At 42.8% G+C, this 12,706-nt stretch carries 12 protein-coding genes and 1 tRNA gene; 3 read left to right on the top strand and 10 right to left on the bottom strand.

From position 1 onward, the window contains the following. The first annotated feature begins 1 nt into the window (after window position 1). Both BFP97_RS02830 and BFP97_RS02835 read left to right on the top strand, forming a co-directional pair. Window positions 2-1,234 carry a M20 family metallo-hydrolase gene (locus BFP97_RS02830; RefSeq protein ID WP_069840961.1) on the top strand — a complete coding sequence of 411 codons (1,233 nt, stop codon included), beginning with the start codon at window positions 2-4 and terminating at the stop codon, window positions 1,232-1,234. 63 nt (window positions 1,235-1,297) lie between these two features. After that, complete coding sequence (locus BFP97_RS02835; protein ID WP_069840962.1) at window positions 1,298-1,849, top strand: hypothetical protein; 552 nt, start codon at window positions 1,298-1,300, stop codon at window positions 1,847-1,849. On the opposite strand, the gene BFP97_RS02840 is transcribed toward BFP97_RS02835, so the two are convergent. The 6 genes from BFP97_RS02840 to BFP97_RS02865 all read right to left on the bottom strand — a co-directional run bounded on the left by BFP97_RS02840 (window position 1,846) and on the right by BFP97_RS02865 (window position 7,025). Beyond that, a complete protein-coding gene (locus BFP97_RS02840) occupies window positions 1,846-2,154 on the bottom strand; it encodes an MTH1187 family thiamine-binding protein (RefSeq protein ID WP_069840963.1) in 309 nt (102 codons plus the stop codon). The genes BFP97_RS02835 and BFP97_RS02840 overlap by 4 nt on opposite strands. Next, window positions 2,147-2,707 carry an aminoacyl-tRNA hydrolase gene (gene pth, locus BFP97_RS02845; protein WP_069840964.1) on the bottom strand — a complete coding sequence of 187 codons (561 nt, stop codon included), beginning with the start codon at window positions 2,705-2,707 and terminating at the stop codon, window positions 2,147-2,149. Before pth ends, BFP97_RS02840 begins: the two co-directional genes overlap by 8 nt. A 66-nt stretch (window positions 2,708-2,773) precedes the next feature. Further along, window positions 2,774-3,415 (bottom strand): 50S ribosomal protein L25/general stress protein Ctc, encoded by a 642-nt coding sequence (locus BFP97_RS02850; protein WP_069840965.1) that lies wholly within the window; start codon window positions 3,413-3,415, stop codon window positions 2,774-2,776. A 10-nt stretch (window positions 3,416-3,425) separates the two neighbouring features. Next, a complete protein-coding gene (locus BFP97_RS02855) occupies window positions 3,426-4,346 on the bottom strand; it encodes a ribose-phosphate pyrophosphokinase (protein ID WP_069844174.1) in 921 nt (306 codons plus the stop codon). Between the two features lie 55 nt (window positions 4,347-4,401). Further along, window positions 4,402-5,403, bottom strand: coding sequence for a glycosyltransferase family 2 protein (locus BFP97_RS02860; protein ID WP_069840966.1), 1,002 nt, complete (start codon window positions 5,401-5,403; stop codon window positions 4,402-4,404). Next, window positions 5,403-7,025, bottom strand: coding sequence for a M1 family metallopeptidase (locus BFP97_RS02865; protein WP_069840967.1), 1,623 nt, complete (start codon window positions 7,023-7,025; stop codon window positions 5,403-5,405). The genes BFP97_RS02860 and BFP97_RS02865 overlap by 1 nt, the downstream gene beginning before the upstream one ends. 133 nt (window positions 7,026-7,158) lie before the next feature. On the opposite strand from BFP97_RS02865, the gene BFP97_RS02870 reads away from it, so the two are divergent. Beyond that, entirely contained in the window at window positions 7,159-7,818 is a 660-nt protein-coding gene (locus tag BFP97_RS02870) for a hypothetical protein (RefSeq protein WP_139135164.1), read from the top strand. Between the two features lie 140 nt (window positions 7,819-7,958). Here the strand turns inward: BFP97_RS02870 and BFP97_RS02875 are convergent, their stop codons facing one another. The 4 genes from BFP97_RS02875 to BFP97_RS02890 form a co-directional block, all read right to left on the bottom strand. Beyond that, window positions 7,959-8,822 carry a hypothetical protein gene (locus BFP97_RS02875; protein WP_069840969.1) on the bottom strand — a complete coding sequence of 288 codons (864 nt, stop codon included), beginning with the start codon at window positions 8,820-8,822 and terminating at the stop codon, window positions 7,959-7,961. A gap of 512 nt (window positions 8,823-9,334) precedes the next feature. Then, a tRNA-Gln gene (locus tag BFP97_RS02880) sits at window positions 9,335-9,407 on the bottom strand. 79 nt (window positions 9,408-9,486) lie between these two features. After that, window positions 9,487-10,689: a YncE family protein gene (locus BFP97_RS02885; protein WP_069840970.1), complete on the bottom strand. Its 1,203-nt coding sequence runs from the start codon at window positions 10,687-10,689 to the stop codon at window positions 9,487-9,489. A gap of 20 nt (window positions 10,690-10,709) precedes the next feature. Next, the gene (locus tag BFP97_RS02890; protein ID WP_069840971.1) at window positions 10,710-12,659 is read right to left on the bottom strand and encodes a hypothetical protein; all 1,950 of its coding nucleotides are present in this window, start codon (window positions 12,657-12,659) and stop codon (window positions 10,710-10,712) included. Window positions 12,660-12,706: the final 47 nt, after the last annotated feature.

Genomic DNA, 12,706 nt, shown 5'->3' on the forward strand with positions numbered 1-12,706 from the left:
AATGAGGGTCAACGGTCAACGTCTATTAGAAAATATAGCCCGTTATGCTCAGATCGGCAAAATGGGCAAAATAGGTGTTGAACGAATCGCCTTGTCTGAGGAAGACAAACAAGCTAGGGATTTACTGAAAGATCAAATGCTTGGTCTGGGACTGGAGGTTCATATTGATCAGCTAGGCAATATGATTGGTCTTAGGGAAGGAAAGCAGAATCTAAAACCGGTAGCCTTCGGCTCACATTTGGATACTGTCTATGCCGGAGGCCGATATGATGGTGCATTGGGAGTGTTGGCAGGACTAGAGTTCATCCATACGATAAATGATGCAGGTATCGAAACCGAGCGCCCTCTGGCTTTGGTCAACTTCACCAACGAGGAAGGTGTGCGATTCGCACCTGATATGATGGGTAGTCATGTTTATAGTGGTCAGGCCGATCTGAATGATATTCTTTCCTCCCAAGCCTATGATAATCCGAATGAGACAATTGGTTCTCGCCTTAAGGCTATTGGTTATGATGGTGATATGGAGCCTGGAGCCATGGCTTTCGACAGTTTCATAGAACTTCATATTGAGCAGGGCCCGGTTTTAGAAAAAGAAGAGATCGCTATAGGTGTAGTCGAAATGGTGCAGGGAATCCATTGGACACGTTATACCATCAAAGGCGAAGCGAATCATGCGGGGACTACACCCAATCAGTATCGCAAAGATGCGGGCTATGCCAGCGCTGAAATCATCAAGTTTATTGGGGACTATTCCAGAAAAGAAGAAAATCCGGTGCTCACGACCGTAGGTGCCATAAACTATGTGCCTAACACGATTAATATCATTCCACGCGAAGCGGTGTTCACATTGGATCTGCGTAGTACACAGGCGGAGGCATTGGAAAAGGCACAAATTGAGATTGATAGGTTTATCGATCGGGTAGTTGAGGATTTGGATTTAGAGGTACATAGAGAAAGCATGGTGCGATTCAGGCCAGTACACTTTCCGGGTGAAATGATAAACTTGGTGGAAGGTGCTGCTAACAAGCTTGGCTTGTCGCTCAAGAGAATGCCAAGTGGTGCTGGCCATGATGCGCAGATGATGAATCATTGCTGTCCATCAACTATGATATTTATTCCCAGTGTTCGAGGGATAAGCCATAATATCGAAGAGTTTTCAAAAGATATCGATGTTGTCAATGGAGCGAATGTGCTATTAAATACGGTACTCGACCGATCAGGAGCCGTTTCTTAAAGCAGGTCGTCAAACATTTTTTCAGTTTCTGGGTTCAATTGACATTAGCTATTTTTTTTAGTCATGCCGATTTTTAAAACTAAGATCAAGACAGAAGCCTTTGCGGCAGTCACCGCCATCATTGTTAGTGCATGTGCACTGGGAGTTTCCTTTTACGAAGTAAGGATTATGCGAGCACAACAAAAGAGCATGGTTTGGCCACATGTGCTCATGGGTCAGCAATATGATGGTGATGGGTTTGCTCTTGAGGCCTACAATAAGGGAGTTGGACCAGCGATGGTGGAGTCTCTAAAGCTTTGGGTGGATAATAAGCCGATGAACTCGCTGAATCAGGTTTTGGATACAATTCTAGGAGAAGGACATGGAATTGATTGGAATAACTACTCCATTCATAATGTCAATGGCAATGTGCTTGAATCAGGTTATGAATTACCTATGGTCAGGTTCTCATGGAATGATCAAACTAGGAAACTTCAAAAGAGACTGGGACGAATAAGGATCGAAATGATTTATAAGTCTATCTACGATGATTGTTGGAAAGTGACCTTTGGTACTAATCCAGAGCCTTGCGATTGCCCTGCTGAAAAAATCGCATCTGAACAGTTCAGCTTTTAATTACCCTTCTTAATGAATTTTTCCGTTTTCTCTGATGCGATTACGTCTATATCGCGCTTACTGTGGATTCGTATATTGATAACTGTTTCTGGGCTTAGTTCATCAGTTTTGGTAAAGATGTCATCTACGAGCTGCATTACTTCTTTGTAAGGGCCTTCCAGTACTGTTTCGAAGGGTGTGACCTGATGCTTGATGCCAGACTGCTGTATCAATTCAATACAGCTATCAATAATAGGGTAGCTTGATGCTGAATCAAGAATCGGTACAACTTGTATCCCTAGGTTGATCTGTTTCGCTTTAGTCATTGAATTGAGTCATAGTTCTGGATATACCGATGGTACAAAACCCTAAAGTCATGTCTATGGCTTTGTCCATGGCAAAGGGAAGCTCTTCGAATTCTTGTTTAGTAAAGTTGCTGAGTACATAGTCAACCTGTCGGCCTTTGGGAAAGTCATCACCCACGCCAAACTTTAGTCTGGCATAGTTTTGCCCTCCGGTGAGTTCTTCGATGTTTTTGAGCCCATTATGTCCAGCACTGGAGCCTTTGGCTCTCATGCGCAGTTTTGAAAAAGGTATGGCGATATCATCCACAATAACTAATACATTATCCTTGGGAATCTTCAGTTCCTGCATCCAGTATTTCATGGCCTTGCCACTTAGGTTCATGTACGTGGTGGGCTTAATGAGGTGGATCGTACGTCCTTTATATTTAAAGTCTGTGTGATAGGCGAGGCGGTCCATTTCAAATTTGACACCCTTTTGATCAGCAAGTCTATCAAGGGTCAGGAATCCAATGTTGTGACGGGTTAACTCGTACTCTGGTCCGATATTTCCTAAACCGACTATTAAATACTTCATAGGCTGAAAATAAAAAAATCCTGTTCAGTGAAGAACAGGATTTGAAATATTCTAATACTTATCCGCTTATTCAGCAGCTGGTGCTTCTTCCCCAGCTTCGGCTGCTGCAGCTTCAGCTGCTTCTGCCTCTTCAGCTTCAAGCTCTTCCTCACTCTTACCTCTAAGGGCACGTGGAATAGCAACGTTGACAACTGTTACAATTGGACTAGTTAAGATTTCAAAATTGTCTGTTTCTATAGACCCAACTTTGATGGCCTTACCCATTTTCAATTCTGAGACATCAATTGTGATAGACTCAGGCATGTCTTTAGGCAATGCCAATACTTTCAATTTTGGGTTTTTAAGTATCAATGAACCACCATTTGCCACACCCGGTGCATTACCAACTGTTTTGACAGGAATGTCCATTTTTACTTTCTTACCTACTGTTAATTCCATCAAGTCAACGTGTAACAATGCTTCACTTACTGGATGCCACTGTGACTCCTGAACGATAGCACGGTACGTCTTGCCTTCGATGTTGATGTTTACGAAACATGCATTTGGCGTGTATAACACTGGACGGAACTGAATCGCTGGTGCGTAAAACTGCACCAAATCATCACCACCATACAATACACCTGGAACATGTCCTTCTGCGCGAAGCTTATTTGCTTCAGCTCTACCGAGATTTGCTCTTTTAAACCCTATAATCTCTACTTCTCTCATGATATATATATTAAATAAATAATTGACTGATTGAACCGTCTGACGTTACGTTTTCGATGGCCTTTGCAAAAAGTTCACCCACAGTAAGGACCCTAATTTTATCCGATTTGCCCTGCAACGGAATAGAGTCACTCACTACCAATTCGTCTAGAACGGAGTTGTTAATATTTTCATAGGCTTTTCCTGAAAGTACCGGATGCGTACATACCGCTCTGACAGATTTGGCGCCTTGTTCCATAATGATTTTAGCAGCTTTGCAAAGTGTTCCGCCCGTGTCGACCAAATCGTCAACAAGCACAACGTTTTTGCCTTCTACACTACCAATGATTCGCATTTCAGCAACTTCATTTGCCTTTTTTCTGTGCTTGTCGATAACAACCATCTCAGCATTAAAGTGCTGTGCAAATGACCTTGTTCTCTTTACACCTCCAACATCAGGAGAGGCAAAGAGTAAATTATCAAGGTTAAGACTTCTCAAATAAGGAACGAAAATGGCAGAACCATTTAAGTGATCCACTGGGATATCAAAAAAGCCTTGAATTTGACCTGCGTGCAGGTCTAATGTCATGATTCTATCGGCACCGGCAGCAGTTAAGATATTGGCAACCATTTTAGCACCAATGGCTATCCGTGGTTTGTCTTTTCTATCCTGACGTGCATAACCGAAGTAAGGGATTACTGCGATCGCTTTGTAGGCGCTTGCACGTTTGGCAGCATCAATCATTAGGCATAGCTCGATCAAATTGTCGCTTGGTGCCATTGTAGATTGAATCAAAAAAACATTTGCCCCTCTCACAGACTCGTTAAAATACGGAGCCATTTCGCCATCACTGAATTTTTGTAACTCAATGGCACCCAGACCTTGACCATAGAATTCACCTATTTTCTTACCGAGATCGAAAGATCCGTTTCCAGCAAATAATTTGTTCACGTGGGCTTTGTTTTTCACAGTGCTTAAAATCGAGCTGCAAAGGTAGAAATTTATATTATAAATACCAGTAGTCTCTCCCTATGTTTAATTGAAAATCAGACAGGTATGATTCAAGGGGTAGTCGCTGATTTTCAGAGGGATATATGGATAATAGTAATTTGGGGTTCGTAATTTTTTCAATGTCTTTGAAGTAAAGTATTCGGTGGCCAAGGATACGTTTAGGTTCGACATTGTTTTCAAGCCCCATCCAGGTGAAGCCTACATGCATCTCATCGAGCAACTGTGCCGTAAGTTTTCCTTTGACATCAGTCCCCCATAAAACCAGTGGATGATCACCCAAATCGTTTTCAACGAAGTGCCTGATTTTTAATTTAAAGAAGTATTGCTGATTATAGTGATCTGAATTACGGGACGTTCGGTGAGGATGCTCCCGCCAGTGAAGTGTCACTGTCTCTAAGCCACGGACTGTGAAGCCATGTCTGTACCAATTCAATACCAAGTCATAATCTTCAGGATATGTCATGGAGGCAAAAGCATCCATGTCAATCAATTCTTCGCGTCTCAGCATCCAATTTGGTGAGGCAATGACGCACTCTCTATAAATCCAATTCCAATGGTCTTGCTGATCTATGCGATCGTTAAGCCAGACCTCATACACCTGATAGCCTTTGGAGATAGGTTGTGAACCGAAATACTCTACTTTGCCTGTAACGATCGTCTTAGGAGGGGTGTTGTCAAGGGCACTGACCATTTCTTGGAGTCGCCCTTCAGGCATCATATCATCTCCGTCAAATCTTGTTACATACTCACCATGGGCTTTATCTAAAGCGAGTCTTAATGCTGGAATAATGCCTGTTCCTTGATTTGGGTATATATGGATTCTTGAATCCTCTCTTTGGAAGCTCGCCAGAACCTTGTCCGTTTGGTCGGTTGAATGATCATCGACAACGAGTAATTCCCAATCAGTGAAAGACTGCCCCTGAATGGATTGAATACAGTCATGAATGTAGGGTACTACATTTTTAACTGGCATAATAATGCTGACTTTCGCCCGCATTATCTGCTTTTCATTGTGCCAATGTAATAATTGGGATCAACTTCAAGGCTTTCTCCAGCGATAGCTTGCCGTTTCCATCGACTGGCAGGAGAGAGACGAGTGCTTTGACCATTTACGGTGATGTCGATCGGCATATCGAAAGAATCGATCACATTCACCCATCGGTAATTGAGGTTGCCATCTTTGAAATAATATTCGAAGACAGGAAGTCTCGGGTCTCTTAAATATTGATCAAAGAAGTGATCTAATTCCATGTCTAATGTCTTTGAGATATACGCTTCAAAGTCTGCTGACCATACGGTTTTATGATAGAACTCTTTGCCTAAAGATCTAAGCAATTTTCTCCATTGCTCGTCATCATTTACTATGGTTCTGAGGGTGTTCAGTACATTGCCACCTTTGTAGTATACATCTATGGGATAATCACCATAATTGACGCCATATGGTCCGATCATGGGCTTTTTATTGCCAATTTCCGTTCGGGTGCCTCTGACATATTCTTGGCCAGCTTCTTTACCAAAATGGTAGTCTAGAAACAGGCTTTCCGAATAATTGGTAAAGCTCTCATGGATCCACATGTCCGCGTGATCCTTATGGGTGATATTATTGGCAAACCACTCGTGTCCGGATTCGTGAACAATAATAAAATCGAATTTCATACCCCAACCTGTGGTACTTAAGTCACGGCCCAGATAGCCGTTTTGAAAGCCGTTGCCATAGGTGATGGAACTCTGGTGCTCCATGCCCAAATAGGGTGCTTGCACAAGTTGATAACCGTCCTCATAGAAAGGGTACGGGCCAAACCAATGCTCGAAGGCGGCTAACATTCTGGGAACTTCTTGGTAGGTTTTGCGTGCCTTTTTTCTGTCCACCTTTAAGGCCCAATAGGTGATATCAAGTTTCCCTTTTTCTCCCTTGTACTTTTCTTTCCAACTGACATAATCCCCTATGTTCAGGTTGACGCCATAGTTATTAATTGGGTTTTTGACAGCCCAGTGGTAAGTTTTGGTTTTTTTCTCTTTGTTGTGATCAGTACCAATCAAACGACCATTAGAAACGTTGGTGAGGTGTTCCGGGACTTCTACACTGATGTCCATACTGTCTACTTCATCATACATATGGTCCTTATTGGGCCACCAAACGGAAGCGCCAAGTCCTTGACAGGAAGTAGCAATAAAATCTGTGCCATTGGCATCTTTCTTCCAGCTGAAACCACCATCCCATGGAGCACGAAGCGCCTCTTTGGGCTTGCCTTGATAATGGACTACAATCTCATTGATGTCACCTGACATTTGCTTGTTCCACAGCTTCACGAAATGTGCATTGCCATCCGAACGAAAGTCTAGTTCTCGACCATTCTGAGTGATTTTAGTGATTCTAAGTGGCTTTTGCAGATCTATCTGCATCTCGTCACTTCCAACTATGACTTTGTATTGAATGGTATTGGTGCCACGAATGGCTTTTTGTTCTGGTAGTACTTCAATATCCAAGTGGTAATAGGTGAGATCCCACCATGCTCTTTCAGGAGTAATGCTTCCTCGCAATGAATCTTGTCGGGTGAAGTTTTGGGCGAAAGCATTTAGAGAAGTAAACAGTAACGTAAAAACCAGGAATCGTTTCATTCGAAAATTTTTATCCAAGATAGGGAATTAGGCGGTTTGAAGAGCTAGTGCTAGCCTTAGTTCCTCCAATGGTAAGTTCCGTATTCCAACCTGTCTGGGAGTGGTCGTGTCAAATGAATAAACCAAAAGACCTATGAAGACTCAAAAACTTATCCTGATTTCGCTTTTTTCATTTCTCACTTTTCAACTTTCTGCTCAGATTTCTATGGGCCTTAAAGGAGGGTATACGCGCGCCTGGGAGAAATATGATGTAGATGTACCAGAAGATGCTCGCATTCATGTTAAAGGATTCAATATTGCTGGAATGGTCTACCTCAAAGTGAATGATCACCTGAGCCTTGGCATTGAACCGGGTTATGTTGAGCGTGGTGCCGCCTGTATACCTGGTTGGAATGTAATTGACCCCGGTTTTAGAGGTGATACTGAACTGTTTTTGAAGTATGCTGAACTACCAATTATGGCGCAAGGTCAGTTGCCTTTGCTCAACGGAAAACTAGAGATCTTTGGTAAAGTAGGATATGGTATGGCTTATCTGACAACTGCATTTGAAAAGATCACGGATTTGGATGGTATTGTTGCCCCAACGCGCTCTAAATTGGATTTGAGTAATGATGATCGATTGAACCGGTTCGACCATGGGATGCATGGTACTATAGGACTAAGCAAGACTTTTGGTAAGGGGCGGGTTTTTATAGAAACCGCCTTTTACAGCAGTGTAAGAGATGCGGATAGGAACAACTTTTCCAGGAATCGAAACCTGAACTTTAATCTGGGTTATCTTCTTGATTTGTAAGTTTAAATAGGCCGAGTCTTTGTTGGTGTTATGGTCATCAGAGTGGTAAAAGTTCCTTCGTTTTACTCAGTATGGAAAGGGATGGCATATAAAAGAGCTCCACATCACTGTGGAGCTCTTTTCATTAAATGTATTGCCGGTTATGGCATTTCTAAATGTGAAATCTCACAGAAAACCGGTTTAGCAGTTGAAGGTCCTCCATAAGGCCAAAGGTTCATATGAAGTTTCATGCCTGAACTCTTTGATGGCACGTAGCTATTCACAGATGTTGGTGTGGTATGAGATATGGTATCAACACTGGTGAAAGGGAATTTCGAAGAGTCAAAAGCCCCATAGGCTAAATAGAATTCTATTGGAGTGCCCCCAGCAGTCCACTTGACTAAAACGGTCACTTCACCAGATGAAGGAATTTTAGTGACGTCAATGGCTATGCGCTTCAAGATATTCCAATCTGGCTTATCTTTCGTGGCTGCATCCCAGGGCTGAAGTGTAAATTGGCCATTGTTCTTGATAGGCCCGCCAGGTTGGTTGGCGATCCATCCTGAACCATCATTGGGTTGGCCTTGGTAGCCTAATTCAAGAAAGTCGATTTCTGAATGAGCATTGCTACCTCCACCAGTACCTTTGTCATAAAGGAAAATACCAAAAGTAGTGGTCATGTTGAGCTGAGGAGGGGAAGGGTTGCTAAGCGCAAATTGATCCCAAGCCAAATTGCCATTGCCGTCTGTGATCTTAAATGTGCAGCAATAGGTACCATAGTTGACAGTGTTCTGAAATACGGCTTCTGAGGCAGCCCAAATTTCTTCTTGTTGCCCATTATTGTTCCAGTATTGGCCAGAGTTCTGTTGAAGACTCAGTTCTAAATTGCCATTACTAAGTACCTGTACATTACTCGCCATCCACATGCTGCCTCCATTTACTTTGAGGCCTGGATTACTGTAAGTTGGCGGTGGTGCGTGAGAGTCTGTTTGGATAGTAAAACTACCCCACTTTAGTGTTGTCATTGTGTGGTTATTTATGTTAAGTATTAAACACCATCAATTACTATAGATTATATCTAGTAAGCAACAGCTTAACCGAAATTGATGAGCTGTCTTTTGGGCTTTTGCTTTGCTTCAACTTCTCACTCTCAGCCTTTGTTGATGTTGTCACCAACAAAATGGTTTCAAACAGTTCCTTCGTTATCACTCAGGGTAGAAAGGGGGGAGAAATTTTACTTTTTTTGAGTCTAACTGTAAGTTGAATATGGAGGAGTCTTAGGCCTGCTCCAGTCTTCTTCTTTCCCTGAGTTTGCGAAGGGTCTAAATTCAAAGTACGTAGTTCCTTCGCTGCCACTCAGGATAGAAAGGAAAGAGCACAAAAAAAGCCTCACATTTCTGTGAAGCTTTTGTTGGTCTACTAGGGCTTCCCGATATCCACTGCGTTTCATCGGGACTTCCGCTGCGCTACAGCTTCTCGCCCATAAATAAGTATAAACCAAAGAATCCCACCTAAGGGCGGGATTCTTCGTTTTAAGTTGGTCTACTAGGGCTCGAACCTAGACTCTTCTGGACCAAAACCAGACGTGTTGCCAGTTACACCATAGACCATCCTGTAATTGGGTTCACAAAAGTAGTACTTGCCTTTTTATTTGAAAACCTTTTCTAGAAAATTTTTAGAGTTCTTTGCTTAGTCGTCAACTTTCCAAAAAGCGATGCCACCTGCTTGTTTCCCCAGGTACGCGGTGTCCACAACCTTAAGGGTCTTAAGGTCAATTACATCCACCATGCCAGGGTCGTCATTCTTTCCTTCTACGGACACAAATGCATATCTGCTGTCAGATGAAATGGCAACACCATGGGTCACCTTTTGGCTGTTTTCGAGGCTTGCTAGTTCTTTTCCTGTTTCTAAATCCCAGATGCCAGTTTTAGCAGCGGTTTTGTAAGACACTACCATATACTTTCCATCAGGGCTGAGGTCAATATTGTAAGGACCTTTATCTGTAGTAAACTTACGCGTAGCCTTCCAAGTCTTGGTGTCGATTTCCAAAACTTCAGCAGAACCATTTCCAGCCACATACACTAAGTCTTTGCTTGGGTGAGGGCTGACCCAGGTAGGTTTGAAAGCTGAGTGCTTCATGCCACCCATGTCCATTTTACTATGGTCCATCTTACTGTGATCCATTTTGGAGTGGTCCATTTCCTTAGCCTTTTCTTCCTTCTTGTCCATACCGGAATGATCCATCTTGCTATGGTCCATTTTTGAATGATCCATAGTTGAGTGGTCTACCAAACCTTTGGAAGCTTCATCTAAATCCAGCGTTCTGGCTACTTTTAGATTAAAGGCATCAATTTCGAATAGTTCGCCAGACATCATGGCTACTGAGTAGTGTTTCATGCCATCCGCTGAGATACGGCTACCATGAGGCATTGCACCGGTAGTGATTTGGTCTAGCTCAGTCATGCTCTCCACATCAACGACAGATACTGTACTTGGCACCATATCACCGTGAAGGTTGAAGTTCACGCAGTAGAGTAAGCCTGTCACAGGAGAGATTTGCATAGAAGCAGGGAAGAGGCCGAGTTCAACAGAACCAACTACCTCATCAGTACCAGTTTTGTACTTGTATAGCCTTCCATAAGGGTTACCATGGGCAAGACTCAAGTACCAGTATTCTCCACTTGGGTCAACTGTGATACCATGTGGCCCTTCAATTTCCTGAGGCCAAACACCTACTTGGATATTCTTGATGGTCTCTGCTTTCTTGCCATCAAACTTGACAACAGATACTTCATCTTCAGATTCGGCTGTCACATAGACATAATAGTCTTGACCGTAAGTTGCAGCTGAAAACAGTGCTGCAAAGATTATTGATAGTGTTATTCTTTTCATTTTCTTAGAGATCAATCGCCTTATTTACTTTCGATTTTTACGTTTTCTGCTTTAGGTGGTTCCACTTTAGATACCCAAAGTCCGCTGTGCATATCGGAATAGAATAAATATCCTTTATGCAGTTGCGCGCCCCAAGTTTGAGGCATGTTTGGAATATACCCGTTAGGATCACCTGGCATGAAAAAGTTAATCTGTCGGCCTTGGGCCAAAAGATCACCCATTAATTCTCCGCTGATGTCTACTATGCGGACACCACCATTATAGAAAGTGGCATAGAGTGTTTCTGTTTCCTCATCCACCCAGAAGTTATGCGAACCCGCAAATGGTACTTCAAAGCGCGCTACTTCCTTAGGGTTATCCAAATCAGTAAAGTCGATCATATGGAGATATCCTCCCGCAAGGTAAGAGCCATTTTCCCCGTAAGGAAATACTTCATCTCCGGCAATTACATAGAATTTACCTGTCGACTTACTTTTAAATGGAAATGCCGCATGATTGTCGCCACTAGGGTAGGTGTAGCTCGCAAACTGAACTGGGTTTTCAGGTGAGCCACCAGCAATGCCGTTTCCAACGTCTACCAACTGAACGCCATCTGACCAGTTCGAAGAATAGGCAATCCCATCTTGCACCCAAACGTCATGGATGGAATGTCCAGGCGTGTCCAATTCAAACTTGCTTACTGCCTTTGGGTTTTTAGGGTCTTTAATGTCGATCACATAATACTTCTGTCCAGCACTTAGCGCATAGACATAGCCTTTATCTACAAATACGTTATGAACCCCTCCTGTAAGGTTTTTATCATACGTAGCATGGATTTTCACATCTCTGGGGTTTGACGTATCGAGAATGACAAGGCCGTTTTTTCTATTGGAAGCACCTTCTCGGCTAATGACGGTTACGTTTCCATCTTCAGAAACCTTCACATCATTCACCGTTCTAGCATCCACTTTGATACTGTCGATTCTTTCAATATTAGCAGGATCCGTAACATCCCAGAAGTAGGCGGTACCGTCTGCACTCCAAGTGCCTGTCACTGCATAGTCACGACCATCCTGGCCTTCCCAAACCCAAAGGTCAGAGGTAAACTTTTCACTTACAGTTCCTTGTCCTACAGTCTCTATTTTGCGTTTGACATTTCGAGGAACAATCCTGAGTGTTTTTTGAGCTGAAGCTACGCCAGCAGAAACAGTAACGGTGTATACACCGGCCTTATCGGCAACAAAATTACCATCTTGGCGAATCAGACCAGAAGCAGTGGTCGAAACGTCATCTGCTTTTCCATCAAATGAATAACGAAGAGGAATATCTTCTAAAACGCGACCTTTTTCATTGAGCGCTTTAGCAGTGAAGTGGAAGACATCTCCAGTTCTTCCCTGATCATTGTCTACTTCCAGTTCAATGTAATCCACAGGGTTTTTGACAACATTAACGCTAATGGTGTTTTCAATATCGCCTGCCTTCGCAGTGATATTCACTTTACCCTCTTTTCTACTATTTATGTAGCCGAAAGGATCAACTGTTGCAATCTTTTCGTCACTAGAACTTAAATCTACCTGAACGTCATTTCTGGTAAGTCCTGCCTTATCTAAAACAGTATACTTGAATTGAACCGGGGTTCCCTTGTAAACTTGCTCAGGGATATCGGTAATTTTTATCTCAGATATCTCGGGATAATTCACTTTGACATCAAAAGCCAAGCGAGCGCCAGCTGAAAAGGCCAAAAGGTTTACCTCGCCTGGTAAGAAGGCGTGTGCTACTCCCAGAGAGTCGACAAATACTTTCTTCTTGTCTCTAGAGAAGATCCTGACTGGATCATCAGTTCTTTCACCACCTTCAGTTACATATACTTCTAACTGTAATTTATCTCCCACCTCCAGTGTCAAATCAGTGTTTGATACCACGATTTTCTTTTGGGCTTTCAATCCTGTCCCCAAAAGAACAAGTAGAAGTGTTACAAGTAATCTTTTCATATGCTCATTGATTTAAGAAGTGAAAGGGTGAATAAGTGATGATTAGG

The organism is Roseivirga sp. 4D4, assembly GCF_001747095.1.
Taxonomy (GTDB): Bacteria; Bacteroidota; Bacteroidia; order Cytophagales; family Cyclobacteriaceae; genus Roseivirga.

Coding starts and splice junctions, on each gene's coding strand:
- BFP97_RS02835 (WP_069840962.1), top strand. CDS start 1,298: ATGCCGATTTTTAAAACTAAGATCAAGACAGAAGCCTTTGCGGCAGTC.
- BFP97_RS02890 (WP_069840971.1), bottom strand. CDS start 12,659: ATGAAAAGATTACTTGTAACACTTCTACTTGTTCTTTTGGGGACAGGA.
- BFP97_RS02830 (WP_069840961.1), top strand. CDS start 2: ATGAGGGTCAACGGTCAACGTCTATTAGAAAATATAGCCCGTTATGCT.
- BFP97_RS02870 (WP_139135164.1), top strand. CDS start 7,159: ATGAAGACTCAAAAACTTATCCTGATTTCGCTTTTTTCATTTCTCACT.
- BFP97_RS02850 (WP_069840965.1), bottom strand. CDS start 3,415: ATGAGAGAAGTAGAGATTATAGGGTTTAAAAGAGCAAATCTCGGTAGA.
- BFP97_RS02840 (WP_069840963.1), bottom strand. CDS start 2,154: ATGACTAAAGCGAAACAGATCAACCTAGGGATACAAGTTGTACCGATT.
- BFP97_RS02885 (WP_069840970.1), bottom strand. CDS start 10,689: ATGAAAAGAATAACACTATCAATAATCTTTGCAGCACTGTTTTCAGCT.
- BFP97_RS02865 (WP_069840967.1), bottom strand. CDS start 7,025: ATGAAACGATTCCTGGTTTTTACGTTACTGTTTACTTCTCTAAATGCT.
- BFP97_RS02875 (WP_069840969.1), bottom strand. CDS start 8,822: ATGACAACACTAAAGTGGGGTAGTTTTACTATCCAAACAGACTCTCAC.
- BFP97_RS02860 (WP_069840966.1), bottom strand. CDS start 5,403: ATGCGGGCGAAAGTCAGCATTATTATGCCAGTTAAAAATGTAGTACCC.
- pth (WP_069840964.1), bottom strand. CDS start 2,707: ATGAAGTATTTAATAGTCGGTTTAGGAAATATCGGACCAGAGTACGAG.